This window comes from Streptomyces melanogenes (genome assembly GCF_014649795.1).
Lineage (GTDB): Bacteria > Actinomycetota > Actinomycetes > Streptomycetales > Streptomycetaceae > Streptomyces > Streptomyces noboritoensis.
In genome coordinates this window covers 59,171-83,979 of the sequence record NZ_BMTS01000005.1, presented here as the reverse complement: position 1 = coordinate 83,979, position 24,809 = coordinate 59,171, and the positions used below count along the sequence as shown (strand labels likewise).

At 72.0% G+C, this 24,809-nt stretch carries 25 protein-coding genes; 16 read left to right on the top strand and 9 right to left on the bottom strand.

The window, feature by feature from the left end; all coding sequences use genetic code 11:
• The first annotated feature begins 9 nt into the window (after positions 1 to 9).
• From ribH to IE252_RS12720, 6 genes are all read left to right on the top strand, one after another.
• Positions 10 to 495, top strand: coding sequence for a 6,7-dimethyl-8-ribityllumazine synthase (gene ribH / locus IE252_RS12745; protein WP_101387336.1), 486 nt, complete (start codon positions 10 to 12; stop codon positions 493 to 495).
• 35 nt (positions 496 to 530) lie between these two features.
• Complete coding sequence (locus IE252_RS12740) at positions 531 to 812, top strand: phosphoribosyl-ATP diphosphatase (RefSeq protein WP_101387335.1); 282 nt, start codon at positions 531 to 533, stop codon at positions 810 to 812.
• A 60-nt stretch (positions 813 to 872) separates the two neighbouring features.
• Positions 873 to 1,721 carry an ATP phosphoribosyltransferase gene (gene hisG, locus IE252_RS12735; RefSeq protein WP_190089498.1) on the top strand — a complete coding sequence of 283 codons (849 nt, stop codon included), beginning with the start codon at positions 873 to 875 and terminating at the stop codon, positions 1,719 to 1,721.
• Positions 1,722 to 1,768: 47 nt separating this feature from the next.
• The gene (locus IE252_RS12730; RefSeq protein ID WP_190089803.1) at positions 1,769 to 2,224 is read left to right on the top strand and encodes a PH domain-containing protein; all 456 of its coding nucleotides are present in this window, start codon (positions 1,769 to 1,771) and stop codon (positions 2,222 to 2,224) included.
• Positions 2,225 to 2,428: 204 nt separating this feature from the next.
• Positions 2,429 to 3,763 carry a hemolysin family protein gene (locus tag IE252_RS12725; protein WP_190089497.1) on the top strand — a complete coding sequence of 445 codons (1,335 nt, stop codon included), beginning with the start codon at positions 2,429 to 2,431 and terminating at the stop codon, positions 3,761 to 3,763.
• Positions 3,760 to 4,827, top strand: coding sequence for a hemolysin family protein (locus IE252_RS12720; protein ID WP_190089496.1), 1,068 nt, complete (start codon positions 3,760 to 3,762; stop codon positions 4,825 to 4,827). The genes IE252_RS12725 and IE252_RS12720 overlap by 4 nt, the downstream gene beginning before the upstream one ends.
• 207 nt (positions 4,828 to 5,034) lie before the next feature.
• Here IE252_RS12720 and IE252_RS12715 read toward each other — a convergent pair whose 3' ends face one another.
• Both IE252_RS12715 and IE252_RS12710 read right to left on the bottom strand, forming a co-directional pair.
• Entirely contained in the window at positions 5,035 to 6,921 is a 1,887-nt protein-coding gene (locus IE252_RS12715; protein WP_190089802.1) for an AAA family ATPase, read from the bottom strand.
• A 365-nt stretch (positions 6,922 to 7,286) separates the two neighbouring features.
• A complete protein-coding gene (locus IE252_RS12710; RefSeq protein ID WP_190089495.1) occupies positions 7,287 to 7,916 on the bottom strand; it encodes a uridine kinase family protein in 630 nt (209 codons plus the stop codon).
• 177 nt (positions 7,917 to 8,093) lie between these two features.
• On the opposite strand from IE252_RS12710, the gene IE252_RS12705 reads away from it, so the two are divergent.
• Together IE252_RS12705 and IE252_RS12700 are read left to right on the top strand one after the other, a co-directional pair.
• Positions 8,094 to 9,476, top strand: a complete 1,383-nt coding sequence (locus tag IE252_RS12705) for a C39 family peptidase (protein WP_190089494.1) — start codon at positions 8,094 to 8,096, stop codon at positions 9,474 to 9,476.
• 116 nt (positions 9,477 to 9,592) lie between these two features.
• Positions 9,593 to 9,754: an SCO1431 family membrane protein gene (locus IE252_RS12700; protein ID WP_107503676.1), complete on the top strand. Its 162-nt coding sequence runs from the start codon at positions 9,593 to 9,595 to the stop codon at positions 9,752 to 9,754.
• On the opposite strand, the gene IE252_RS12695 is transcribed toward IE252_RS12700, so the two are convergent.
• Genes IE252_RS12695 through IE252_RS12685 form a run of 3 tightly spaced genes read right to left on the bottom strand, consistent with a single transcriptional unit; the run spans position 9,732 to position 12,081 of the window.
• Entirely contained in the window at positions 9,732 to 10,619 is an 888-nt protein-coding gene (locus IE252_RS12695; RefSeq protein ID WP_190089493.1) for a hypothetical protein, read from the bottom strand. The genes IE252_RS12700 and IE252_RS12695 overlap by 23 nt on opposite strands.
• Entirely contained in the window at positions 10,616 to 11,542 is a 927-nt protein-coding gene (locus IE252_RS12690) for a DUF6114 domain-containing protein (protein WP_229848300.1), read from the bottom strand. Before IE252_RS12690 ends, IE252_RS12695 begins: the two co-directional genes overlap by 4 nt.
• Positions 11,533 to 12,081: a DUF6230 family protein gene (locus IE252_RS12685; RefSeq protein WP_229848347.1), complete on the bottom strand. Its 549-nt coding sequence runs from the start codon at positions 12,079 to 12,081 to the stop codon at positions 11,533 to 11,535. The genes IE252_RS12690 and IE252_RS12685 overlap by 10 nt, the downstream gene beginning before the upstream one ends.
• A gap of 169 nt (positions 12,082 to 12,250) precedes the next feature.
• Between IE252_RS12685 and IE252_RS12680 the strand changes: the two genes are divergently transcribed.
• A complete protein-coding gene (locus IE252_RS12680; RefSeq protein ID WP_229848298.1) occupies positions 12,251 to 12,880 on the top strand; it encodes a TetR/AcrR family transcriptional regulator in 630 nt (209 codons plus the stop codon).
• Positions 12,881 to 12,937: 57 nt separating this feature from the next.
• On the opposite strand, the gene IE252_RS12675 is transcribed toward IE252_RS12680, so the two are convergent.
• Positions 12,938 to 14,182: a glycoside hydrolase family 18 protein gene (locus IE252_RS12675; protein WP_190089491.1), complete on the bottom strand. Its 1,245-nt coding sequence runs from the start codon at positions 14,180 to 14,182 to the stop codon at positions 12,938 to 12,940.
• 359 nt (positions 14,183 to 14,541) lie between these two features.
• On the opposite strand from IE252_RS12675, the gene IE252_RS12670 reads away from it, so the two are divergent.
• The 3 genes from IE252_RS12670 (at position 14,542) to IE252_RS12660 (ending at position 18,086) form a co-directional block, all read left to right on the top strand.
• Positions 14,542 to 15,714 carry an acyl-CoA dehydrogenase family protein gene (locus tag IE252_RS12670; RefSeq protein ID WP_190089490.1) on the top strand — a complete coding sequence of 391 codons (1,173 nt, stop codon included), beginning with the start codon at positions 14,542 to 14,544 and terminating at the stop codon, positions 15,712 to 15,714.
• Positions 15,715 to 15,828: 114 nt separating this feature from the next.
• Positions 15,829 to 16,950, top strand: a complete 1,122-nt coding sequence (locus tag IE252_RS12665; protein WP_190089489.1) for an Rv3169 family protein — start codon at positions 15,829 to 15,831, stop codon at positions 16,948 to 16,950.
• A 41-nt stretch (positions 16,951 to 16,991) separates the two neighbouring features.
• On the top strand, positions 16,992 to 18,086 hold the full coding sequence (locus IE252_RS12660; RefSeq protein WP_190089488.1) for a phosphotransferase family protein: 1,095 nt from the start codon (positions 16,992 to 16,994) through the stop codon (positions 18,084 to 18,086).
• 6 nt (positions 18,087 to 18,092) lie between these two features.
• Here the strand turns inward: IE252_RS12660 and IE252_RS12655 are convergent, their stop codons facing one another.
• The gene (locus IE252_RS12655; protein WP_190089487.1) at positions 18,093 to 18,521 is read right to left on the bottom strand and encodes a hypothetical protein; all 429 of its coding nucleotides are present in this window, start codon (positions 18,519 to 18,521) and stop codon (positions 18,093 to 18,095) included.
• A gap of 202 nt (positions 18,522 to 18,723) precedes the next feature.
• On the opposite strand from IE252_RS12655, the gene IE252_RS12650 reads away from it, so the two are divergent.
• The 4 genes from IE252_RS12650 (at position 18,724) to fxsA (ending at position 22,696) form a co-directional block, all read left to right on the top strand.
• A complete protein-coding gene (locus tag IE252_RS12650; RefSeq protein WP_067155585.1) occupies positions 18,724 to 19,164 on the top strand; it encodes an Lrp/AsnC family transcriptional regulator in 441 nt (146 codons plus the stop codon).
• 9 nt (positions 19,165 to 19,173) lie between these two features.
• Positions 19,174 to 20,853, top strand: a complete 1,680-nt coding sequence (locus IE252_RS12645) for an amidohydrolase (protein WP_190089486.1) — start codon at positions 19,174 to 19,176, stop codon at positions 20,851 to 20,853.
• A gap of 412 nt (positions 20,854 to 21,265) precedes the next feature.
• On the top strand, positions 21,266 to 22,033 hold the full coding sequence (locus tag IE252_RS12640) for a polyprenol monophosphomannose synthase (protein WP_101387320.1): 768 nt from the start codon (positions 21,266 to 21,268) through the stop codon (positions 22,031 to 22,033).
• Between the two features lie 81 nt (positions 22,034 to 22,114).
• Complete coding sequence (fxsA, locus tag IE252_RS12635; RefSeq protein WP_190089485.1) at positions 22,115 to 22,696, top strand: FxsA family membrane protein; 582 nt, start codon at positions 22,115 to 22,117, stop codon at positions 22,694 to 22,696.
• Positions 22,697 to 22,805: 109 nt separating this feature from the next.
• Here fxsA and IE252_RS12630 read toward each other — a convergent pair whose 3' ends face one another.
• Positions 22,806 to 23,180 carry an RNA polymerase-binding protein RbpA gene (locus IE252_RS12630; protein ID WP_067155573.1) on the bottom strand — a complete coding sequence of 125 codons (375 nt, stop codon included), beginning with the start codon at positions 23,178 to 23,180 and terminating at the stop codon, positions 22,806 to 22,808.
• 254 nt (positions 23,181 to 23,434) lie between these two features.
• Complete coding sequence (locus tag IE252_RS12625; RefSeq protein WP_190089799.1) at positions 23,435 to 24,787, bottom strand: MFS transporter; 1,353 nt, start codon at positions 24,785 to 24,787, stop codon at positions 23,435 to 23,437.
• Between the last annotated feature and the right edge of the window lie 22 nt (positions 24,788 to 24,809).

Here is a 24,809-nt window from a genome sequence, read left to right as displayed (position 1 = left end):
GAGTAGCACGTGAGTGGCAAGGGCGCACCCGAACTGTCCGTACGCAACTGCGCAGACCTCCGGGTCGCCGTGATCGCGGCGCAGTGGCACGAGAAGGTCATGGACGGACTCGTCGACGGCGCCCTGCGCGCCCTGCACGAGCTCGGCATCGACGAGCCGACGCTGCTGCGCGTCCCCGGCAGCTTCGAGCTGCCGGTCGTCGCCAAGGTGCTCGCGGGTCGCGGGTACGATGCGGTGGTCGCCCTCGGCGTCGTCATCAGGGGCGGTACACCGCACTTCGACTACGTGTGCCAGGGTGTCACCAACGGTCTCACCCAGGTCAGCATCGACACCGGCGTACCCGTCGGCTTCGGCGTGCTGACCTGCGACACCGAGGAGCAGGCCCTGGACCGGGCCGGCCTCGAAGGGTCGAACGAGGACAAGGGGCACGAAGCGGTCACCGCCGCCGTCGCCACGGCCGCCACGCTGCGCACCGTCAGCGAACCCTGGCGCTGAGTGTCAGGGACGCACCCCTTACCCTGAGAAGCATCATGGCGAACAAACCCTCCAAGAGTTTCGAAGAGCTCTTCGCGGAGCTCCAGCTCAAGGCCGCCAACGGCGACCCGTCCACCTCCCGCACCGCCGAGCTGGTGGACAAGGGCGTGCATGCCATCGGCAAGAAGGTCGTCGAGGAGGCCGCCGAGGTCTGGATGGCCGCCGAGTACGAGAGCAAGGACGCCGCCGCCGAGGAGATCTCGCAGCTGCTGTACCACGTCCAGGTGATGATGGTCGCGCGCGGGATCTCCCTCGACGACGTCTACGCCCACCTCTGAGCACACCCGCACATTCCCTCTGTACGTCTCCACACGTCTCCACGTAAGGAAGCCGACCTCATGCTGCGCATCGCCGTCCCCAACAAGGGTGCACTGTCCGGACCCGCGGCGGCGATGCTCCATGAGGCCGGCTACCGGATGCGCAAGGAGTCGAAGGAGCTCGTCCTCGTCGACCCCACGAACGAGGTCGAGTTCTTCTACCTCCGCCCCAAGGACATCGCGATCTACGTCTCGGCGGGCAAGCTCGACATCGGCATCACCGGTGAGGACCTGCTGATCGACTCCGGCGCCGACGCCGAGGTGATCCTGCCGCTCGGCTTCGCCCGTTCCACCTTCCGCTTCGCGGCCAAGCCCGGCACCGTCTCGGGCGTCGAGGGCCTGGCGGGCAAGACGATCGCCACCTCCTACGAGGGCATCGTCGCCAAGCACCTGGCCGAGTCCGGCGTCGAGGCCTCCGTGGTCCACCTCGACGGGGCCGTGGAGACCGCCATCGAGCTGGGCGTCGCCCAGGTCATCGCGGACGTGGTGGAGACCGGCACCTCGCTGCGCAACGCCGGCCTGGAGGTCTTCGGCGAGCCGATCATGAAGTCCGAGGCCGTCGTCATCCGCCGCTCCGGCGCCGACGGCGACGACCCCAAGGTGGCCCAGTTCCTGCGCCGCCTCCAGGGCGTCCTGGTCGCCCGCAGCTACGTGATGATGGACTACGACTGCCGCGCCGAGCACCTGGAGCGGGCCGTCGCCCTCACCCCCGGCCTGGAGTCGCCGACGATCTCGCCGCTCCACAACGAGGGCTGGGTCGCGGTGCGCGCCATGGTCCCCGCCAAGGAGGCCCAGCGGATCATGGACGACCTGTACGAGCTGGGCGCCCGCGCCATCCTCACCACGGCCATCCACGCCTGCCGCCTCTGACCGACCCCTTTTCCTCCTTTTCCTCCCGTACGGAAGTGACGTACCCCGTGTCCGCCCCCGCGCCCCAACTCCCCGCTCTCCCGGTCACGTTCCGGCCGACCCGCACCCGGGCCGTGCTGCTGAGCGTGGGTGCCGTGATGTTCGCCGTGATCACCGGCGTCGCACTGCTCCTGGAGAACATGAGCGGGGGCGAGCGGGCCAGCTTCGTGTTCACCGCGGCGATGTTCTTCGCGGTCCTCGCGCTGCTGAGCCGCCCCAAGGTCGTCGCCGACGACACGGGCGTCACGGTCGTCAACCTCACCCGGACACGGCGGCTCGCCTGGGCGGAGATCCTGCGCGTCAACCTCCGCCCGGGCGACCCCTGGGTGTTCCTGGACCTCAGCGACGGCACCAGCCTGCCCGCGCTCGGCATCCAGCCCGGCATCGCCAAGGAGCGAGCCATCCGCGACGCCCGGGCGCTGCGCGCGCTCGCCGAGTCGCACGGCACCCGCCAGGACGGCTGACCCGCCCTTTTCAGCACCGGGGCAAGCGTTGCGACGACGATCTCAATAGCTACCCTGGTGACGGTGGCGCTCAACGCGCCCGCCCCGCGCACCAAGGCGGCACCATCGGCCTGCGGGGCACCAGCGACCCGAGGAGTGACTCCCTCCAGCAATGGACGGATCGTCCGGTAGTACCTGCGCCGCCCCCTCGCACGAGGCGGCGGCATGACCATCCCGCTTCTGCTGCTCGCCGCGGCATTCCTTCTCATCCTCGCCAACGGATTCTTCGTGGCCGCCGAATTCGGCCTGGTCACCGTGGAGCGCCCGGACGCCGAAAAGGCCGCCGCCGACGGCGACCGCCGCGCCGGCACCGTCGTCGAGTCCCTGCGCGAGCTGTCCTTCCAGCTCTCCGGCACCCAGCTCGGCATCACCATCACCTCGCTCGTCGTCGGCATGCTCGCGGAGCCCGCGCTCGCCGGACTGCTCGACGGGCCGCTCACCGCGACCGGCCTGCCGGACGGGGTGGTGCCCGGGGTGAGCGTCGTCGTCGGCATGCTGCTCGCCTCCGCCGTCCAGATGGTGATCGGCGAACTCGTCCCCAAGAACTGGGCGGTGTCGCGGCCCCTCCAGGTCGCGCGGTTCGTCGCCGGACCGCAGAGCCGCTTCTCCCGGCTGTTCCGGCCGGTCATCTCGCTCCTGAACACCGTCGCCAACCGGCTGGTGAGGGCGCTGGGCGTGGAGCCCGCAGACGAACTGGCCTCCGCCCGCACCCCGGGCGAACTGGTCTCGCTGGCCCGCCACTCGGCGCGGGCCGGAGCCATCGAACAGGACACCGCGGACCTCTTCGTCCGCACCCTCGCGCTCGGTCGGCTCACCGCGGAGAACGTGATGACGCCGCGCGTGAAGGTGAGCGCGCTGCAGACCTCCGCGACCGCCGCCGACGTCCTCAACCTCACCCGGGCCACCGGGCTCTCCCGCTTCCCCGTCTACCGGGAGCGGATCGACGAGGTCGTCGGCATGGTCCACCTCAAGGACGCGCTGGCGGTGCCGCCGCAGGAGCGCCACCGCACGCCCGCCGCGCGGATCGCGGTGGCGCCGCTCCTGGTGCCCGAGACGCTTCCCGTGCAGCAGCTCCTGGAGCGGCTGCGCAGCGAGCAGCCGATAGCCGTGGTCGTCGACGAGTACGGCGGTACGGCCGGGGTCGTCACCCTGGAGGACATCGTCGAGGAGCTGGTCGGCGAGGTGCGCGACGAGCACGACGCCGAGGGCGACACCGGACCCGACCTCGCCGCGGTGGCGAGCGACGACGGCCGCCCCGCGTGGGAGGCCGACGGCAGCTGCCGGGTGCTGAGCCTGCGCCGGATAGGACTGGACGCGCCCGACGGTCCGTACGAGACGGTCGCCGGGCTCGTCGCCGATCTGCTCGGCCGGATCCCGGTCCCCGGCGACCGGGCCGAACTGCCCGGCTGGCGGATCCAGGTCCGCCGGGTCGGGCGGTACCGCGCGGAGCGGGTGCGGTTCGTGCGCACCGCCGACGTCCTGAGCGAGGCCGTGCGATGAGCGTGCTGCAACTCTTCTTCGCCCTGCTCCTGGTGCTGGCGAACGGCTTCTTCGTCGGGGCCGAGTTCGCCCTGGTGTCCGTGCGCCGCAGTCAGATCGAACCGCTCGCGGCCCAGTCGGCGCGGGCCCGGCAGGTGCTGCACGGCCTGGAGAACCTGCCGCAGATGATGGCGGCCGCGCAATTCGGCATCACCGTCTGCTCGTTGACGCTGGGCGCGGTGGCGGAGCCCACGGTGGCCCACCTCCTGGAGCCCGTCTTCGCGGCGGCCCGGGTCCCGGCGGGCCTGATCCACCCCCTCGGTTACGCGATCGCGCTCGCCCTCGTCGTCTTCCTCCACCTCGTCATCGGCGAGATGGTCCCGAAGAACCTGGCGATGGCGGCGCCGGAGAAGACCGCGCTGTGGTTCAGCCCGGGCCTCGTCGCCTTCGCCCGGGTGTGCCGTCCGGTCACGGTGGCGCTGGGCGCGTGCGCGCGGCTCGTGCTGCGGGTGTTCCGGGTGGAGCCCAAGGACGAGGTCGAGGCGGTCTTCACCAGCGAGCAGCTCAACCGCCTGGTGGAGGACTCCGGGCAGGCGGGTCTGTTGGACCCGCAGGAGATGGAGCGCCTGGAGGACGCGCTGGAGCTGGGCAGCCGCCCGGTGACGGACGTCCTGCTCGACCGGTCGTCGCTGGTGACGGTGGGCTGCTCGGTGACGCCCCGGCAGGTGGAGGAGCTGACGGTCCGTACGGGCTACTCCCGCTTCCCGGTGTGCGCGGAGGGGGGTGCCTTCATGGGCTTCCTCCACGTCAAGGACGTGCTGGATCTGGAGGAGCGGGAGCGGGGGGTGCCGCAGCAGGTGTGGCGGCCGTTGGTGACGTTGCGGGCGGAGTTGCCGCTGGATGACGCGCTGACGGTGATGCGGCGTGCGGCGGCCCATCTCGCCCAGGTGGCGGACGCGTCCGGCCGTGTCCTGGGCCTCGTGGCCCTGGAGGACGTCCTGGAAATGCTGGTGGGCGAGGTCCGCGACCCGTCCCACCGCCCGTTCCCGACCCAGCCGCGCCCGGAGCAAGCCCTGGCGGGCTGAGAAGCCCCCACCCCGCCCCTTCCCGAAAGCCCTCGGCCGGGCGGCTTGGTTCGTCGGGTGCGGGCCGGTGGTGGGCTGAGCGCGCAGTTCCCCGCGCCCCTAGGTAGTTAGGGGCGCGGGGAACTGCGCGAGCAACCCAGCACGGTCCGCAGACGAAGCATCCGGCCGCCCGCCAGAGGGCTTTCGGGAAGGGGTGGGGTGGGGAAGCTACAGCGGGTCCCCGGGGCCGCCCCTCCCCGACAGCACCTCCCCGTACGCCTGCATCAGATCCGGCAGCCGCAACGTCGCGAGGTCCTCGCGTCCCGGCGTACCGGGGTACGTCGACAGGCGCAGATCCCGGTACGCGCAGCTCTTCTCGTACAGCGTCCGCAAGAACCGCCCATTGCCCAGCTCGTCGATCCACCCCTGATCCACCACGTGCCCGCTGATCGAGCGGAGCTCGTCCAGCGCCTCCTCGTCCCACCCGTCCCCGTTCTCCGCCGCCAGGACCTCCCCGATCGCGGTGAGCTCCAAGGGCCGGTAGGAGGGGAAGTCCACCCGGGTGGTGAAACGGGAGGACAGGCCGGGGTTGGTGGCCAGGAGGCGGTCCATGCCCTCGGGGTAGCCCGCGAGGATGACCACCAGGTGGTCGCGGTTGTCCTCGGCGCGCTTGAGGAGCACCTGGAGCGCCTCGTCCCCGTACGCGTCGCCCTTGCTGTAGCCCGAGTTGGAGAGGCTGTACGCCTCGTCCACGAACAGCACCCCGCCGAGCGCCGAGTCGATCAGCTCGTTCGCCTTGACCGCCGTCTGGCCGAGGAACTCGCCCACCAGGTCGGCCCGTTGGGCCTCCACGAGGTGGTCGCCGCCCAGCAGACCGAGCGCGTAGAAGACCCGCCCCAGGATCCGCGCGACCGTGGTCTTGCCGGTGCCACTGGGGCCGGAGAAGACAAAGTGACGTTTCGGCGGCTGGACGGGCAGCCCCTGGCCGACCCGTAGCCGGGCCATGTTGAGCTGCGCGGACAGCGCCTTCACCTGGCGCTTCACCGGCTCCAGGCCCACCATCCGCTCCAGCTCCGCCAGCGCCTGGGCGAGCAGCGCGGAGTCCGTCGGGCCGGTCGGCACCGGGGGCGGGGCCGGCTGGGCCGGGACGCCCGCCTTCTCCCGTATGCCGTCGGGCGGCGGCACCACCACCGCCGGGCCGGCGAGTGGCACCCGCACCTCGCGCCCCTCCGGCGGCTCCAGCGGCGCGGCCTCCGGCTCGGCGCCGTCCGCCGCGGTGTCCTGGCCGAACCCGGCCAGCGAGACGGCCGCCAGATCGGCCGGGTCGTCCGAGCCGTACGACCCGTCCAGGCCGTCCGACTCGGTGATCGCGGCCAGTCGCGCCGAGGTGTCCATGAACGCCGGGTCGACCCGGTGCACCGCCCGGTACAGCGGCAGCGCGGCGGCCGAGCGGCCGGTGCCCTCGTGGGCGCGGGCCAGCCAGTAGCGCAGCTCCTTGCGCTGCGGCTGCTCGCTGCGGCAGCGCATCAGGGCCGCCGAGAGCAGCGGCTCGGCCTGCCCGAACATCTCCAGGCGCACCCGCGCCATCCCGCCGAACAGTCCGGCCTCGATCCCGAGCAGCGGATCGTTCAGCAACGGCTCGGTGTGCCGCACCAGTTGGTCCCAGTCCTTGACCAGATACGCCCGGCAGGCGTGCAGAAAGCGGACCTGGGGGTCGGTGTCGACCGGTGGCAGACCGGCCAGCGCCCGGTCCAGCTCCGGCACATGGCGGCCGTCGAGCCAGTGCGAGGCGTGCGCGAGCAGCAGGTCGCGCGGGCTCTCCAGGACCGGCTGGACCCACCAGCCCAGCCAGTACCAGGAGTTGAGGGTGCGTCGGTGCCGGGCGCGCTGTTCGCCGAAGCGCTCGCGGTGGCGGTACATCCGCAGCAGCGCGGTGGTGGTGTCCACCCGCAGTGCGTGCAGTCCCAGCCAGCCGTCCACCATGCCCGGATCCATCCGTACCGCGGCCCGGAACTCCTCCTCGGCTTGCGGATACGCGCCCATGGTGTACGCGTCGATGCCCCGCAGCCAGGCGAGATCGGCCGGGGCGTGCGCGCCCTGCGTGCCGAAGTCCATCACGTCCCCCACCACCGTGCCCCCGTGCTGAACCGCCAATTCACAGAGTGCAGAAAGGAATTGACGGGAATTGACCGCACCAGTTGCATCGTACCCGCGAGGGGGCCCCGGACCGAAGGGTGTCGCGAGGGCAGTGGCAGCACGACTTGGCCGGTGACCGAGGGTGAGCGAAAGTCGCTGCAACGGCGTGCCGCAAGGGCCCGAAAGGGCTTGAAAAGGCAGAACGAAGCCCCCGATCACGGGGGAACAACCGGGGGCTTCGCGTCTGCGGCGGCTCCGGAAAGCCGCACATTCAGAACGTAAGACCTGTACGGCCCTTGGGTCAAGCGGAGTTGGACGACTGCGAGGGGTGGTTTTCCGACGGTTCAGCCCGATGGGGGCAGTCGCTCACTGTCCGTGACCGAATGGTGTGCGAGAGGTGCGGAATCGCGCCTCGGGAGCCACTCGTATCCCTCCTGACACTGCCGTACCAGCGCATCCGCATACGGAAGGGATGGATCCGCGGCGAAATGGCGCATCTCCGCCTCCGTCCACTCGTCCCAGAAGCCGGAAAGCGCCGCTCCGTCCCGTCGGCGCCCGCGCGCCCAGGACCCCTCGGCGCCCATGTCCATCCACAGCAGCAGCGCCAGCCACGGCCGCACCTCGCGCCGCCCCGCCCCGACGCCCTCGATCAGCACCACGGGCGCGGGCTCCAGCCGGGTGGGCGCACCGCACCGGCGCAGGTTCCAGTCGTACGGCGTGACGCGCCCGGCCTCGCCGCGCGCCAGCGGCTCGATCACCTGCGCGCGCAGCCGGGGCGTCCAGGCGAAGAACTCCTCGTGCGTGGCCAGGTCGTCGAGGCGGACGACCGGCGCCCCGCCGAGCGCGGCGGCCAGGCGCCCGGCGAAGGTGGACTTGCCGGAGCCCGCGTGCCCGTCCACCGCGACCAGCCGGACCGGGCCGCAGGAGGGCGGCAGGGCGCGCACGGCGGCCGCGATTCGGTCGATTTCTGCCATGCCCCCACCCTAGATCGACATCCCTCGGCGACGGCGGCGCAGGTCGTGCCAGTGGTCCAGACCCATATTGGTGGCGCGGCACGGCGCGCATCACTGGCAGAAGTCGCCCGGGACCCGGGATAGTTGGCGCACTGTCGCGCCCACCGCCCCATCCTCGTCCGACTGGGGGTCCCGATCATGACCGGCACCACTCCGCGCAGAACCGTCCTAGTCGCCGCGCTCGCCGCCGCGGCGGGCACGGCCGTTCCGGCCTCCGCCGCGGCCGCCCCCGCCCCGCCGACCGCGCGGGCCGCCGCGGACAGGCCCTCGAAAGGCATCCCCTCGCTGGTGGACAACCGCTCCTGGACCACGCACGCCGACTGGCGCTCGGGCGACGCCGCCGGCGTGCGGGCCGTGCCGGGCCGCCGCCCCGGCCTGGTGATCGCCCGCCCGGCGGGCCGCATCGACTACACGGACCCGCACACCCAGAAGACGGCCCCCTGGGAGTACGCCACCTGGACCTCGCCGGTGCACCGCGCGGCCGTCCCGGCCACCGAGGTCATCGCCCACTGGAACGCGCACGCCCCCGCCGGGACCTGGCTCCAGGTCGAACTGCTCGGCACCTACTCGGACGGCACGGCGACCCCGGCGTACGTACTGGGCCGCTGGACGGCGGGCGACGGCGACGCCGACATCCGGCGCACCTCGGTCGACGGGCAGAAGGACGGGAAGAGCACCATCTACACCGACACCTTCGCCGTCGACGACGCGGCGAGCGGGCTGCGCCTGGCCTCCTACCGGCTGCGGCTGACCCTCTACCGCACCCCGGACAGCGGTCTCACCCCCACGGTGTGGCGGCTCGGCGCGATGGCCTCCGACGTCCCGGACCGCTTCACGGTCCCCGCCTCGACCCCGGCGTACGCGGGCGAGCTGCTCGTACCCCGCTACTCGCAGGAGATCCACAAGGGGCAGTACCCGCAGTACGACAACGGCGGCGAGGCCTGGTGCAGCCCGACCTCCTCGCAGATGATCGTCGAGTACTGGGGCCGCAGGCCCAGCGCCGCCGACCTGGCCTGGGTGGACCCGTCCTTCGCCGACCCGCAGGTCTGCCACGCGGCCCGGTACACCTATGACTACCAGTACGGCGGCTGCGGCAACTGGCCCTTCAACGCCGCGTACGCCACCACGTACCGGAACATGAGCGCGGTGGTGACCCGGCTGCAGTCCCTGAACGACCTGGAGAGGCTGATCCGGGCGGGCATCCCGGCGATAACGTCCCAGTCGTTCCTCAAGACCGAGCTGACCGGCGCCGGGTACGGCACCTCGGGCCACCTCATGACGGTGATCGGCTTCACGGCCGACGGCGACGTGATCGCCAACGACCCGGCCTCGCCGGGCGACCCCGAGGTGCGCCGGGTCTATCTGCGGCGCGAGTGGGAGAACATCTGGCTGCGCACCAAGCGGTACAACGCGAGCGGCAAGGTCGTCTCGGGCACCGGCGGGGTCTGCTATCTGTACTGGCCCGCGCGCGTCTCCGCAGCTCAGAGGCGTGCACTGGCCTCGGTGGGCGTACGGGCGTGACACCCGGCGGCCCCGACGGCAGTGACCAACGTCTCTCCCTCCGGGGCCGCATCCACTGGCACTCTGAAATGGCACCCGGGGGGACCGTCCACCGCCAGACGACCGAGTGAGTTCCCATGACCCTGCACGCCACCACCGCCGACGACCCGCGCGCCCTGGCAGAACTGCGCGCCCGCACCGGCGGCCCCGACGACGGCCCCAAGATCCTGGAGCACTTCCTGGGCTGGACCCTCGTGGTGGTGCTGGCGATGCTCGTCACGCAGACCGGCCTGCTGTGACCTCCAGGCCGGCCTTCCAGTGCCGGCCCGGAACGCCCACAAGCCCGTAGAGCCACCGCACCGGCGAGCGCCGGGCGAGCAGCGCCACTCCCGCCAGGACCGCGAAGGCCGCGAGCCCCAGCGGCCACCCCGCCAGACGTACGAGCAGGCTCGCGCCCAGGGCCCCGGTGAACGGCAGGCCGTAGACCCCGGCCGCCGCGATGGCGACCGCGACCGGCCGGGGCACCTTGCGCTCCTCGTCGGCGCCCGGCAGCTGCCACCCCTCCACCAGCCAGCCGATCTCGGTCAGGAACAGGGTGCCGAGCACCGCCGAGCCGAGGACGAGCAGGGCGAGGAACGTGCCCGAGGTCAGGAAGTGCAGCACGTTGTTGACCACGCTGTCCCGCGGCCACTCCCGGTAGCCCCGGGCGCTGGTGGTCAGCGTTCTGCGATAGCCGTTGCCGTCCCAGCCGTGGATGAGCGTCCCGAACAGCAGGAAGTGGCCGCCGACGCTCTGGAGGTAGGCCCAGTACCCCGCCCCGACCAGCACCAGGAGCTGGGCGGCCAGGAAGCCGAGCAGCGCGGCGACGACGATGCCGCCCGCGTAGCAGAGCACGAACCCCGCCCAGACGCCGTCGTGGTCCCGGGCCACCTGCATGGTCGCCCAGGACGGGTTGCGCCACAGCATGAACAGACCGGTCGGGACGAGCAGCACCGCCGCGTACAGCAGGGTGAGCGCCAGATAGGGGTTGGCGGCACGGCTGCGGGTGCGGACCCCCTCTCCGTACACCGAACGCTCCCACCACTGGAGCTGGCGCCCGGCCGAGACGGCGAAGGTCGCGCCCGTCGCGTACGCCCAGAACAGCGCGGCCTGGATCTGGATCACGAGGCCTCCAGCTTCAGTCCGCCCGCCACGATCGAGTCCGAGGTGACCAGTGCCTGCTCGGCGCTGACCCGGGTCATGAAGACGAAGGGCGGGACGATCGGCGGCACCGGCAGCCGGTCCGGGGTGAAGGTCAGACAGAGGACGCCCTCCAGACAGCCGCTGAACTTGGTGAGGTAGAGCGTCACATGGCCGCTGAGGTCCAACGTGTCGGCGCCAAGGGCGAGTTCGTCGTGGCCGTCGCGGGTGCGCAGCCGGTAGTCGGTGAGCGAGGCGGAGGCCATCTTGAGGACCATCACCTTCACCGGGCCGCCCGCGCTGGGTACCGTGCGCACCCCGGCGAGCAGGAAGCCGTTGGGCGCGAAGAGGGTGGTGGTGACGGTCGGCGGGACGCGCGGCACCTCGACGGCGCCCGGCGCGGGGGCCCGCTCCACGCCCGCTCGGCCGCCGAGCCCCAGCAGCAGCGCGACCGGCAGCGCGGCCGCGAGCGTGCGGGTGCCGCGACCCTCCCGAGGCTCGGAGAGCCCCGGTTCCGGCTCGCGCGCCGGGGTCCAGGCGAATCCCATGGCGCTGCCCGCGATGCCCAGGCCCATGCCGACCAGGAAGCCGCCCAGATTGGTCGCGACGAACGAGAGCACCGACAGGAGCAGCGCGTTGATCGAGACGTAGTGGCGGGTGTGCGGCAGGAACCACAGGAAGAGCCCGGCGACGATCAGCGCCAGCCCGATCCCGATGGCCGCGATCCCGCCGAGCCCCAGGCTGACCAGGATCGTCAGCGGGGAGAGCGGGACGAGCAGCAGTTCCGCGCCGCCGAGGACCAGGAGCACTCCGGCCCAGAAGGGGCGGGTGCGGCGCCAGCGCCGGGCGGCCCGGCGGGCGTCCGGCAGCGGGAGGCGCTTGTCCAGCCACCCCTCGCTCAGAAGCACTTCTTGCCGCCGATGCTCACATCGACCCGCATGCCCTTCAGCCGGAAGTTCCCGCCGGTCGCCGACCAGGCGTGCGAGCGCACCCCGGCGACCTCGATGTCCCCGGCCTGGAGGCCGAACTTGCCCTTCTCGCCGTGGACCCCGGGCACCTGGTCGAGCGTGGAGGCGTCCCGGCCGATCTCGGCGGTGCCGAACCGGGCGTCCCCGACCAGGTCCTCGCCGTCGATGACCAGGTTGCTCGCGGTGACCTCGCCCGCGTCGCCGCCCGCCGTCAGCTTGAACACCACCGTGCCGACCGGCGTCTTGACCTCGGCGGACTGGCAGATGTCGCTGAGCCGGGCGTCCCCGATGCCGAGCAGGGCGACCGGATGGCCCTTGCCGTCCACGGACTTGTCGGTCTGTACGTAGGAGGCGAGGCCCTGGCTCGTCAGCTTCCCCGAGGAGACCTGGAAGCTGGTGCCCGAGACGGCGAAGGAGGCGGCCAGCGCGCCCTCGGCCATCACATTGGCCATGACCCCTACCGCGAGGACCGCCGGCATCGCCACCAGCGCCGCCTTCTTCCAGGCGGTTCTTCCCTCGGCCGACGGCCGCCTGTCTGCGCTCACTTGTTCCTCCCGTACGTCCGTGCCCGAAGCGGTGCAGGGGGAGTGCGTGTGCAGGTCTGCCATACTGCGGAGATCCTGTGGCAGTTGGAGACTAGGGCCGAATTTGAATAATAGTCAACAGCGAGGCACGACCGAGAAATCCCAGGTGCGTCGCTCCGAACTCATCGCGACGGGGCGGAAGTTGTTCGCCGACACGTCGTACGACGCCTTGTCGATGGACGACATCGCCAAGCACGCCGGGGTCGCCAAGGGCCTCATCTACTACTACTTCAAGAGCAAACGCGGCTACTACCTGGCCATCGTCGAGGACTCGGTGGCCGATCTGGTCGCCCGGGCCGCGAGCGACACCGAGCTGCCGCGCGCCGACCGCGTCCACCGCACGATGGAGGGCTACCTGCTGTACGCCCAGCACCACCAGGCGGCCTACCGCACCATCGTGACCGGCGGCGTCGGCTTCGACACCCAGGTGCAGGCGATACGCGACGCCGTCCGCGAGGAGCTGATCGCCACCCTCGCGGAGGGCGCCTACGGCAGACGGGACATTCCGGTGCTCGCCCGGCTCGCGCTGCTCGGCTGGATGGGCTGTGTGGAGAGCGTGACCCTGGAGTGGCTGGGGACGCTGGAGCCGGAGCGCGCGACCGTCCGCGATCTGCTGGTGCGGATGCTGCGCCGGACCATGGACACCATCGGCGAGTTCGAGCCGGCCTGCCCCTCGCCCCCGCCCGGAGCATGACGAAGGAGGGGCGGCCGGGCCACACGGCCGGCCGCCCCGCCCCTCCCCGCTCCCGGGCTACTTGATGGACTTGATCAGCTCACCGTTGGAGGTGTCGCCGCTCAGCTCCCAGAAGAAGGTGCCGCCGAGGCCCTGGTTGTTCTTGTAGGTCATCTTCCCGGCGATGGTGGACGGGGTGTCGTAGCTCCACCAGTTGTTGCCGCAGTACGCGTACGCCGTGCCCGCGACCGTGCCGTTGGCCGGGCACTTGGTCTTGAGCACCTTGTAGTCGTCGATGCCCTGCTCATAGGTGCCGGACGCCGGGCCGGTGGCCGTGCCGCCGGGCGCCTTCTGTGTCACTCCGGTCCAGCCGCGCCCGTAGAAGCCGATGCCCAGCAGCAGCTTGTTCGCCGGGATACCGAGGCCCTTCAGCTTCTGGATGGCCGCGTCGGTGTGGAAGCCCTGGGTGGGGATGCCGCTGTAGGAGGTCAGCGGGGAGTGCGGGGCCGTGGGGCCCTGCGCCGCCCAGGCGCCGAAGAAGTCGTACGTCATCGGGTTGTACCAGTCGACGTACTGGGCCGCGCCCGCGTAGTCGGCCTTCTCGATCTTGCCGCCCGCCGAGGCGTCGGCGGTGATCGCGGCGGTGACCAGGTTCGAGGAGCCGAACTTGGCCCGCAGCGCGGCCATCACGTTCTTGAAGGCCGCCCGCCCGCTGGTGTCGCAGGAGAGCCCGCAGGCGTTGGGGTACTCCCAGTCGATGTCGATGCCGTCGAAGACGTCCGCCCAGCGCGGGTCCTCGACCAGGCTGTAGCAGGAGCTGGCGAACGCCGCCGGGTTCTTGGCGGCCTCCCCGAACCCGCCCGACCAGGTCCAGCCGCCGAACGACCACAGGACCTTGAGCCCGGGGTGCTTCTTCTTCAGCTCGCGCAGCTGGTTGAAGCTGCCCGCGACCGGCTGGTCCCACTTGTCGGCGGTGCCGTCGACGCTGGAGGCCGCGTCATAGGTCTTCTGGTAGTCGGCGTAGGCGTCCCCGACGGCGCACTTGCCGCCGGTGACGTTGCCGAACGCGTAGTTGATGTGGGTGAGTTTGGCGGCCGAGCCCGAGGTCTCGATGTTCTTCACGTGGTAGTTGCGCTGGTAGACGCCCCAGTCGGTGAAGTAGCCGACGACCTTGGACCCGGCCGCCGACGGGGCCCGGGCGGCGACGGGTTCGGGTGAGGCGGTGGCGCTGCCGGTCCCGGCGAGCAGGGTGACGCCGAGGGCCGCGGTGCAGGCGGCGGCGAGCAGGGCGCGCACACCGGTGGCGCGAGGTGGTCTGAGCATCGTGATCTCCTCGTGGGGGAGGGGAGCCGTTCACGGGTGCTTGGCATGAACGCGGTAACGCGTTCGCCCAGACGCTAGAAGGACTAGACCACTTCGTCAATGGTTTGGACCAACTCCGGAAGCGCGGATTCCCGCGCGGCGCCGCACGTCCGCGCCTCGAACGGCCCTGTCCTAAACGTGATCTTGGACCCCGTGACGGGACGCGTCCGATCGGGCATACTCACAGCGCCACAGCCACCAGCCTGCAGCTTCCGTGATCCGGGAGGGTAGGCATCGGCTGTCCAGCAGAGTCACCGGCGGCGCCGCCACACCCTGCGCGCGCGTCCGCCGAAGCGCCCGACAGGGAGGAGAGCGCCGCCATGCCCGACCGCGCCCCGCAGCCGGTGGACCGACAGCTGCCCACCGAGGAGGCCCGGGACCTCGTCGCGCTGGTACGCGACATCGTCCAGCGGGAGATCGCTCCTCATGCCGCCGAGCAGGAGGACGCCGGACGCTTTCCGCGCGAGGTCTTCTCGCTGCTGTCCGAGTCCGGGCTGCTCGGCCTTCCGTACGACTCCGAGTTCGGCGGCGGGGACCAGCCGTACGAGGTGTACCTCCAGGTCCTCGAAGAGCTCGCCGCCGCCCGCCTCACGGTCGGCCTCGGCGTCAGCGTCCACTCGCTGGCCTGCCACGCCCTCGCGGGCTACGGCACCAAGCAGCAGCAGGCCGACCATCTGCCCGCCATGCTCGGCGGCGGGCTGCTCGGCGCGTACTGCCTCTCCGAGCCCGCCGCGGGCTCGGACGCGGCCTCACTGCGCACGAAGGCCGTCAGGGACGGCGACGACTGGGTGATCACGGGCACCAAGGCCTGGATCACCCACGGCGGGATCGCCGACTTCTACACCGTCCTCGCCCGCACCGGCGCCGAGGGCGCCCGCGGCATCACGGCCTTCCTGGTCCCCGGCGACGCCGAGGGCCTCAGCGCGGCCGCGCCCGAGAAGAAGATGGGCATGAAGGGCTCGCCCACCGCCCAGCTGCACTTCGACGGCGTCCGGGTGCCCGACAGCCGCCGCATCGGCGAGGAGGGCCAGGGCTTCGCGATCGCGCTGTCCGCCCTGGACTCCGGCCGCCTCGGGATCGCCGCCTGCGCCATCGGCGTCGCCCAGGCCTCCCTGGACGAGGCGGTGGCGTACGCGACCGGCAGGCAGCAGTTCGGCCGGCCGATCGCGGACTTCCAGGGCCTGCGGTTCATGCTGGCGGACATGGCCACCCAGATCGAGGCGGGCCGGGCGCTGTACCTGTCGGCCGCGCGGCTGCGGGACGCCGGACGGCCCTTCTCCAAGGAGGCCGCGATGGCGAAGCTGTTCTGCACGGACGCGGCGATGAAGGTCACCACCGACGCGGTCCAGGTGCTCGGCGGCTACGGCTACACCGCCGACTTCCCGGTCGAGCGCCTGATGCGCGAGGCCAAGGTCCTCCAGATCGTCGAGGGCACCAACCAGATCCAGCGGATGGTCGTCGCCCGCCACCTGGCCGGTCCCGAGACCCGCTGACCACTCCTACGGGCCGGGGCGCGCGGACCATGTCCGCACGCCCCGGCTCCCGGGGGCTTGTTTTTCTCGGCTTCTGACGTACCGTCAACTTTCCTTGTCGTCCAGGAGGTTGCCGTGTCCCAGGACCGTCCGATCGCACTCGACGAATACCCGATCCACCAGGTCCCGCTCTCCCTGAAACACGTCGCCACCGGCGACCGCAACGCCTACGACCGCTGCATCTTCCACGTCTTCGACCACCACGGCCGCGCACTGCTGATCGCCGGGCTCGGGGTCTACCCCAACACCGGGGTCATCGACGCCTACGCCACCCTGCGCCTCGGCGACCGGCTGCACGCCGTCCGGGCCAGCGACGCGCTCACCGACGACCGGATGGACCTCTCGGTGGGTCCGCTGCGGATCACCGTCGACGAGCCGCTGCGCCGCCTCACCCTGCACTGCGCCCCCGACCCGGCCGCCCCCGCCTCGCTCTCGTACGAGATCGGCTGGCAGGCCGACTTCCCGGCCGTCTGGGAGCCGCACCACGTCCAGCGCCGGGGCGACCGCCTCAGCCTGGAGGGCCGCCGCTTCGTCCAGGCGGGCCGCTGCACCGGCGCCATCAGGGTCGCGGGCGAGGAGATACCCGTCACGGCCGGCGAGTGGACGGGCACCCGGGACCGCAGCTGGGGGGTGCGCCCGATCCCCGGCGAGAGCGACGGGCGCGCCGACGAGCACCGGCCCGAGGGGTTCCACTGGCTCTGGGCGCCGGTCCGCTTCGACGACCGCTTCCTGATGGTGATCGCCCAGGAGGACGCCGACGGCTACCGCACCCTCAACGAGGCCGTGCTCGTACGGGACGGCCACCCCGACGCCCAACTCGGCTGGCCCCAGGCCGACATCGCCTACCGGTCCGGCACCCGCCACCCCGAGCGCGCGGTCGTCCACCTCACCGACGCCGCCCGCAAGCCCCTCGAACTCGGCGTCGAGGTGCTCACCTCCTCGCCGCTGGCCGTCGGCGCGGGCTATCCGCCCGCCGACGACTGGCAGCACGGCACCTGGCGGGGCCGGGCCTGGACCGACCGCCGCGTCTACGACCTCTCCGACCCGGCCGCCCACCCGATGGCCGCCTACGGCGTCACCGACCACGCCGCCCGCTTCACGCTCGACGGGCGCACCGGCTACGGGATCTTCGAGCACGGCAGCTTCGGCCGCCACGACCCCAGCGGCTTCGCCGACCACACCTCCGTCGCGCCCTGACCCCCGCGCGCCCCTGCGCGCCCCCGAGAAGGGATACGCCCATGGCCACGGCACCACGCCCCCGCACCACCACGCGCGACCCCCAGGAGCTCGGCCGCAGGCTCACCGGCTGGCTCGACGCCCGGCTGCCCGGCGCCCGCGTCACCGGCGTTGAGGTCCCGGCCTCCAACGGCATGTCCAGCGAGACCCTGCTCTTCGCCCTCGACCACCCGGACGCACCGGTGCGCGCCTGCGCCCTGCGGCTCGCCGCCGACCCCGCCGCGTACAGCGTCTTCCCCGTCTACGACATGGCCCGCCAGCACCGGGTGATGCGCCTGGTCGCCGAGCACACCGACGTCCCGGTGCCCCGGGCGCTGTGGCTGGAAGAGGACCCCACCGCGCTCGGCGCCCCGTTCTTCGTGATGGAGCGCGCCGAGGGGCGCGTACCGCCCGACGTCATGCCCTATACGTACGAGGGGAACTGGCTGCACTCCGCGAGCGACGCCGAGCGGGCGCGTCTTCAGGACGCCACGGTCGGGGTGCTCGCCCGGCTGCACGACGAGTTCCCGGCCGGAGAGGCCGCCTTCCTGCTGCCGGAGGGCGAGGGCTCACCCCTGCGGCGCCATGTGGAGTCCCAACGGGCCTACTACGAGTGGGTGGTGGACGGGCTGCCGCGCTCGCCGCTCATCGAGTCCGCGTTCGACTGGCTCGACGCGCACTGGCCCGCCGACGAAGGCCCGGCGGTGCTCTGCTGGGGCGACGCGCGGATCGGCAACATCGTCTACGACGGCTTCGAGCCCGCCGCCGTCCTCGACTGGGAGATGGCGGCCTTCGGCCCGCGCGAACTCGACCTCGGCTGGACCGTCTATCTGCACCGCTTCTTCCAGGATCTGACGGTGAGTTTCGGCCAACCGGGCCTGCCCGACTTCCTGCGGCGCGACCACATCGAGGCACGCTACGCCGAGTTGACCGGGCACGCGCCGCGCGCCATGGAGTTCCACACGCTCTACGCCGCCCTGCGGCACGCGGTGGTGATGCTCAGGATCGCCTACCGGCAGCTGCACTTCGGCGAGGTCCGGGTCCCCGAGGACCCGGACGCGCTGATCCTGCACCGGGGCAGCCTGGAGGCGATGGTGCGGGGAACGTACTGGAGTTGAGGGCGGCTACGCCGCGCGTCGCATGTGCGGGACCCGCATCGGACGCGAGCCCGGACCGCCGACGTGCGAGAAGGGCTGCGTCCGCCAGTCGAGGCCCTGGGGGAGCGTCAGGAGCAGCGCGGTGTCCTGCTCCTGGACGTCCTTGGAGGTGTCCGCAGGCCTGCTCTGCGAGGCCGGGCGGCCGGTCCCGGCGCACACCGTGAGGACGAACGGGTTCCAGGGGCTGGGGCACAGCGCGTGCTCCGGCAGCACCGTCTCGTCCGCGAGGAGCGCGATCGGCTGGGCGCAGTCCGGGCAGATCACCCGGTACATCTCGAAGGTGTCGTAGGCGTCGGCCGCGAGCTCGTCGTCGAGGTCGTCCTCGACGGTGGGTTCGACGGGCTCCGGATCGGTGCGTTCATTCGACACACGTCCGCCACGCTTGATGTTCTGCATTGGGTTCTCCCCCTCGGGTGGGCCGGCAAGGCGCCGTCGCCGCGACCACAGCAAGCAATTCCCGCCAAGACCCGCCCGTAACCGCGCAGTGCCCCCGAGCGCCCTTACAAGGCTGTGGTCTTCGTCACATGCCGCCCGCAGGTGCCCCTTCCGGTTGCCGCCGACTGTGCCGGAGGGGACCTGGGGGAATAGGTTGATCCGCATGGAGGAGCTGGACCGTCAGATCGTGGATCTGCTCGTCAAGGACGGGCGGATGAGCTACACCGACCTGGGCAAGGCCACGGGCCTGTCCACCTCGGCGGTGCACCAGCGGGTACGCCGGCTGGAGCAGCGCGGAGTCATCCGCGGCTATGTCGCCGTCGTGGACCCCGAGGCGGTGGGGCTGCCGCTGACCGCGTTCATCTCGGTCAAGCCGTTCGACCCGAGCGCGCCCGACGACATCGCCGAACGGCTGGCCGACGTGCCGGAGATAGAGGCGTGCCACAGCGTCGCGGGCGACGAGAACTACATCCTCAAGGTGCGCGTGGCCACGCCCCTGGAGCTGGAGCACCTGCTGACCCGCATCCGCTCGCTGGCCGGGGTGTCCACCCGGACGACCGTCGTTCTCTCGACCCCGTACGAGGCACGGCCGCCGCGTATCTAGGCTGTTCCCATGAGTTCCGAGAGCGCCGCCGCCCTGCCGGCCCGAACCGTCGCCCCGCTGTCCACCGGCGAGCCCGACCACCGCACCGTGCTGCTGTGCGGCGGCGAGGTCCACAGCCCCGCCGACCCGTTCGCCACGGCGATGGTCGTCGAGCGCGGACACGTCGCCTGGGTCGGCTCCGAGGGCGCGGCCGACGCCTTCGCGGCCGGCGTCGACGAGGTGGTCGATCTCGAAGGGGCCCTGGTCACCCCGGCGTTCACCGATGCGCATGTGCACACCACGGCCACCGGTCTCGCGCTCACCGGCCTCGACCTGTCGTCGGCGGCCACCCGCGCCGAGGCCCTGGCGGCGGTACGGGCGTACGCCGCGTCCCGCCCCGACGACGACGTGCTGCTCGGCCACGGCTGGGACTCCGCGCGCTGGCCCGAGCGGACCCCGCCGACCCGCGCCGAGCTCGACGAGGCCACCGGCGGCCGCCCGCTCTACCTGCCGCGCATCGACGTCCACTCGGCCGTCGCCACCACCGCCCTGCTCGACCGGATCCCGGGCGCCACCGGCCTCGACGGCTACCACCCGGACGCCCCGCTGACCGCCGCCGCCCACCACGCGGTCCGGGCCGCCGCCCACGCGGCGATCACCCCGCGCCAGCGCGAGGAGGCCCAGCGGGCCGCCCTGCACCGGGCGGCCTCCCTCGGCATCGGCACCCTCCACGAGTGCGGCGGCCCCGAGATCTCCGACGAGGACGACTTCACCTCGCTCCTCAAGCTGGCCCGTGAGGAGGCCGGTCCGCGCGTCTTCGGCTACTGGGCCGAGCGCGTCACCGGCCCCAAGGACGCCGATCGCATCCGCGAACTCGGCGCGCTCGGCGCGGCCGGGGACCTCTTCGTCGACGGCGCCCTCGGCTCGCACACCGCCTGTCTGCACGAGCCGTACGCCGACGCCCCGCACACCGGCACCGGCCACCTGGACGCGGCCGACGTCGCCGCCCATGTGGTCGCCTGCACCGAGGCCGGGCTCCAGGCCGGGTTCCACGCCATCGGGGACGCCGCCGTCACCGCGGTCGTCGAGGGCGTCCGGGCCGCCGCCGCCAAGGTGGGCCTGGCCCGCATCCGCGCCGCCCGGCACCGCGTCGAGCACGCCGAGATGCTCACCCCCGAGACCATCGCCGCCTTCGCCGAGCTCGGCCTCACCGCCTCCGTACAGCCCGCCTTCGACGCGCTGTGGGGCGGCGAGGACGGCATGTACGCCGAGCGCCTGGGCGCCGAGCGGGCGCGCACCCTGAACCCGTACGCGGCCCTGCTGCGCGCCGGGGTGCCGCTCGCCTTCGGCTCGGACTCGCCGGTCACCCCGCTCGACCCGTGGGGCACCGTCCGCGCGGCCGCCTTCCACCGGACCCCCGAACACCGGGTCTCGGCCCGCGCCGCCTTCACCGCCCACACCCGGGGCGGCTGGCGCGCCATCGGCCGGGACGACGCGGGCACCCTGGTGCCGGGCGCGCCCGCGGACTACGCGGTGTGGCGCACCGACGAGCTCGTGGTGCAGGCGCCGGACGACCGGGTGGCCCGCTGGTCGACCGACCCGCGCTCGGGCACGCCCGGACTGCCGGACCTCAGCCCCGGGGCGGAGCTGCCGGTCTGTCTGCGCACGGTGGTGTTCGGACAAACGGTCTTCGTCCGGCCGAACGAGTGACGTAGGGACATTTCGTACACCCGTCAGGCTGCCCTCCCGGCGCCGCCGCCACCTGCGGATCTTCCTCGTTGACCTGCGGTTTCGGCTCGACGCCGCAGGTCAAACGACTGTTGACAGAGAGCGGCCGGGGGCCGGTAGGTTCGGCCGGGTCCACCACAGGACGTCCGGCCGACAGAAGGTTTCTGCCGTCCGGGGGGTCCCCCCTGCTCCGCGGGAGCTCGGGGGAGGGTGCGACCCGGATGGGGTCCGGACGTTCAGTAGACAACGGCTCCAGGCAGCCCGCAGCCAGCGGGTCCCAGGCCGGCCCGAAGGGCGCCGGGCCCCCATTCCGACACCCCGGGACCTCGCGGTGCGGGAGTGCCCGGACCGCTCGCTATGGTGGTGCCCTGCGTACGGACAATAAGGGGCAGCAGTGAACGACGGCGGTCAGAGGCGATACGGCCCGCTCGGCAGAGCCTTGGTGATCATCCCGACCTACAACGAGGCGGAGAACATCAAGCCGATCGTCTCCCGCGTCAGGGAGTCGGTCCCCGAGGCCCACGTCCTGATCGCCGACGACAACAGCCCCGACGGCACCGGCAAGCTCGCCGACGAGCTGGCCGCCGACGACGACCACGTCCACGTCCTGCACCGCAAGGGCAAGGAGGGCCTGGGCGCCGCCTACCTCGCGGGCTTCCGCTGGGGCGTCGACGAGGGCTACGGCGTCCTGGTCGAGATGGACGCCGACGGCTCCCACCAGCCCGAGGAGCTGCCCCGGCTGCTCACCGCGCTCAAGGGCGCCGACCTGGTCCTCGGCTCGCGCTGGGTGCCGGGCGGCCGGGTGGTGAACTGGCCCAAGAGCCGCGAGTTCATCTCCCGAGGCGGCTCCACGTACTCCCGGCTGCTGCTCGGCGTGGACATCCGCGACGTCACCGGCGGTTTCCGGGCCTTCCGCCGCGAGACCCTCGAAGGCCTCGGCCTGGACGAGGTGGCCTCGCAGGGCTACTGCTTCCAGGTCGACCTGGCCCGCCGCGCGGTGGCCGCCGGCTACCACGTGGTCGAGGTGCCGATCACCTTCGTCGAGCGCGAGCGCGGCGACTCCAAGATGAGCAACGACATCATCGTCGAGGCGCTGTGGCGGGTCACGGCCTGGGGCGTCGGCTCGCGCGCCAACAAGCTCCTGGGCCGCAAGCCGTCCTGATCAGAGTGACGGCGCTCCTGTTCGCCGTCCGCTGACGGATCCCTTACGCCGTCCTGTCATGCTCCCAGGCACACTGGGAGCATGACGACCGGCATCCCGCCCTCCGCCCCGCCCAAGCGCTCCCGTGCGCGCACCCTCGTCCCGCTGGCGATCGCCGCCTGGCTCCTCGCGGAGATCTGGCTGCTGATCACGGTGGCGAGCGCCGCCGGGGGACTGACCGTGCTGGCCCTGCTGGTCGGCGGCGCCGTGCTCGGCGGATACGTGATCAAGCGCGCCGGGCGCCGGGCCTTCCGGAACCTCACGGAAACGCTTCAGCAGCAGCAGTACGGGGCGGCGGGCCCGGTCGCCGGGCCGCAGCCCGGCAGCGAGGGCAACACCTTCACGATGCTCGGCGGTCTGCTCCTGATGGTCCCGGGACTGCTCTCGGACGTCCTGGGGCTGCTCTGCCTGGTGCCGCCGGTGCGCAAGGCGCTCGGCAGGTACGCGGAGCGCTCGCTGGAGAAGCGGATGAGCGCCGCCCGCCCCGGCAGCCTGGGCGACGCCTTCCAGCAGGCCCGGATGCACCAGCCGGACGGCAAGGTGGTGCAGGGCGAGGTCATCCGGGAGGACGCGGGCTCCGCCCCGTACCGGGAGGACCGGGGGCCGCGGCCGCCGCTGACCTGACGGGCCGGCCCGACAGGGCGCCCGACAAAGCCTGACAAAAGTCGAGGGCCGGTCACACCGAAACGGTGTGACCGGCCCTCGACTCTTGCTTCTGCCTCTGCGCTAACGCTTAAGCAGACTTACGGCTGTCGCGCGGATGCACGGCAATGTTCATGGCGCCGGAACGCAGGACCTCCAGCCTCTCGGCCAGAACCTCCTCCAGCTCCTCGCGGGTGCGTCGCTCCATGAGCATGTCCCAGTGCGTACGCGCGGGCTTGCCCTTCTTCTCCTCAGGACCTTCGCCGTCCACCAGGAGTGCCATGGCGCCACACGCCTTGCACTCCCACTCCGGCGGGATGTCCGCCTCCACCGAGAACGGCATCTCGAATCGATGTCCGTTCTCGCATGCGTACTCCACCGCCTGGCGCGGGGCCAGATCGATGCCGCGGTCGGTCTCGTAGCTGGTCACCACGAGGCGCGTGCCGCGAAGAGCTCGCTCACTCATGAATCGTGCCTCCCGGGCTTGTCGCCCACAGGACAGGTGTCGCTGTCGTCGTCATCCGGTCAACGTCCGGTCGGCGGTAAAGATTCCCGTTGTGGGTCATGTGTCGCCGTCGTGCCGCCCCTTGTTGTACCCACCAGTGCCCGGTTTGTCACATCTGGCAGCAGATGTCACCCAGCGTCTTCACTACTTGAGCACGCAGTAACGGTCCGCCTGGCAGGCCAAAGGCGTACACTACCGGCCTTTCACTTCAACGTCTAAATCCGCGCCGGAACCGGGTTCCCGGCGGCCGCCACGGCGGCCCTCACGGGCACCCGGGCGAGCAGCACGAAGCCGATGCCGAAGAAGATCACGAGAGAGATGATCGCATCCCGGTAGCTCCCGGTCAGCTGGTACGCGAGCCCGAACACCAGTGGCCCCAGCCAGCTCAGCCCGCGGTCGCTCATCTCGTAGGCCGAGAAGTACTCGGCCTCCTTGCCGCTCGGCACCATGTGTGAGAAAAGCGACCGCGACAGCGCCTGGCTGCCGCCGAGGACCGTGCCGATCGCCGCGGCCAGCACGAAGAAGAGCGCGGGCGAGTGGGCGGGCAGGAAGTACCCGGTGCCCAGGATCAGCGCCCACACCGCCAGCGAGCCCAGGATCGTGCGCTTGGCGCCGTACGTCTGCGCGAGGCGCCCCATCCCGAGCGCCCCGGCCACCGCGAGCACCTGCACCAGGAGCACGGCGACGATCAGCGTGTTCTGGTCGAGCCCGAGCTCCTCGGAGCCGTACAGCGAGGCCTGCGAGATCACGGTCTGCACGCCGTCGTTGTAGATCAGGTACGCGAGCAGGAAGGCGAGGGTGAGCGGACGCGCGCGCATGTCGCGCAGCGTCGCGATGAGCTGGCGCCAGCCCGCGCCCACCCTGCCCTCGGCCGGGACGTGCCCGGCGGGCGCGCGCCGGTCCCGCAGCCGCCGCAGCGGTACGAGCGTGAACGCGCCCCACCAGACCCCCGCCGAGGCCAGACAGATCCGTACGGCCGTGCCCTCGGAGAGCCCGAAGCTGTCGTGGCCCGAGTAGAGGACCAGGTTGAGGACGAGGACGAACGCGCCCGCGGTGTAGCCGAAGGCCCAGCCGCGCGAGGAGACGCGGTCGCGCTCCTCGGGGCCGGCGATCTGGGGCAGATAGGCGTTGTAGAGCACCATCGAGACGGACAGCGCGGCATTGGCGACGATCAGCAGCACCGCGCCGAGCAGATAGCGGTGCCCGTCCAGGAAGAACATGCCCGCCGTCGCGGCGGCTCCGGTGTACGCGGCCGCCGCGAGCAGCGGCTTCTTGCGGCCGGTGCGGTCCGCCGCGGCGCCCACCACCGGCATCAGGACCACCGCGAGCACCACCGAGGCGGACACCGCGTACGCGAAGAGGGACCCGGCGCGCACCGGGACGCCCAGCGGGTGCACGAAGCCGTCCGCGTCGGCGGCGTCCTTGGCGATGGCCGTCAGATAGGGCCCGAGGAACACCGTCAGGACGGTCGTCGAGTAGACCGAGCACGCGAAGTCGTAGAAGTACCAGCCGCGTTGCTCGCGGCGGCGGTCGGCGTCCGGCGCCACCTGTGCGGCGGCCCGGCCCATGGTCTCGGCGGTCAAACCCCGC

Excerpts from the sequence above, each read along its gene's own strand:
- IE252_RS12740 (WP_101387335.1), top strand. The coding sequence starts at position 531 with ATGGCGAACAAACCCTCCAAGAGTTTCGAAGAGCTCTTCGCGGAGCTC.
- hisG (WP_190089498.1), top strand. The coding sequence starts at position 873 with ATGCTGCGCATCGCCGTCCCCAACAAGGGTGCACTGTCCGGACCCGCG.
- IE252_RS12725 (WP_190089497.1), top strand. The coding sequence starts at position 2,429 with ATGACCATCCCGCTTCTGCTGCTCGCCGCGGCATTCCTTCTCATCCTC.
- IE252_RS12720 (WP_190089496.1), top strand. The coding sequence starts at position 3,760 with ATGAGCGTGCTGCAACTCTTCTTCGCCCTGCTCCTGGTGCTGGCGAAC.
- IE252_RS12715 (WP_190089802.1), bottom strand. The coding sequence starts at position 6,921 with ATGGACTTCGGCACGCAGGGCGCGCACGCCCCGGCCGATCTCGCCTGG.
- IE252_RS12710 (WP_190089495.1), bottom strand. The coding sequence starts at position 7,916 with ATGGCAGAAATCGACCGAATCGCGGCCGCCGTGCGCGCCCTGCCGCCC.
- IE252_RS12705 (WP_190089494.1), top strand. The coding sequence starts at position 8,094 with ATGACCGGCACCACTCCGCGCAGAACCGTCCTAGTCGCCGCGCTCGCC.
- IE252_RS12700 (WP_107503676.1), top strand. The coding sequence starts at position 9,593 with ATGACCCTGCACGCCACCACCGCCGACGACCCGCGCGCCCTGGCAGAA.
- IE252_RS12685 (WP_229848347.1), bottom strand. The coding sequence starts at position 12,081 with ATGCCGGCGGTCCTCGCGGTAGGGGTCATGGCCAATGTGATGGCCGAG.
- IE252_RS12675 (WP_190089491.1), bottom strand. The coding sequence starts at position 14,182 with ATGCTCAGACCACCTCGCGCCACCGGTGTGCGCGCCCTGCTCGCCGCC.
- IE252_RS12670 (WP_190089490.1), top strand. The coding sequence starts at position 14,542 with ATGCCCGACCGCGCCCCGCAGCCGGTGGACCGACAGCTGCCCACCGAG.
- IE252_RS12660 (WP_190089488.1), top strand. The coding sequence starts at position 16,992 with ATGGCCACGGCACCACGCCCCCGCACCACCACGCGCGACCCCCAGGAG.
- IE252_RS12655 (WP_190089487.1), bottom strand. The coding sequence starts at position 18,521 with ATGCAGAACATCAAGCGTGGCGGACGTGTGTCGAATGAACGCACCGAT.
- IE252_RS12650 (WP_067155585.1), top strand. The coding sequence starts at position 18,724 with ATGGAGGAGCTGGACCGTCAGATCGTGGATCTGCTCGTCAAGGACGGG.
- IE252_RS12645 (WP_190089486.1), top strand. The coding sequence starts at position 19,174 with ATGAGTTCCGAGAGCGCCGCCGCCCTGCCGGCCCGAACCGTCGCCCCG.
- fxsA (WP_190089485.1), top strand. The coding sequence starts at position 22,115 with ATGACGACCGGCATCCCGCCCTCCGCCCCGCCCAAGCGCTCCCGTGCG.
- IE252_RS12630 (WP_067155573.1), bottom strand. The coding sequence starts at position 23,180 with ATGAGTGAGCGAGCTCTTCGCGGCACGCGCCTCGTGGTGACCAGCTAC.
- IE252_RS12625 (WP_190089799.1), bottom strand. The coding sequence starts at position 24,787 with ATGGGCCGGGCCGCCGCACAGGTGGCGCCGGACGCCGACCGCCGCCGC.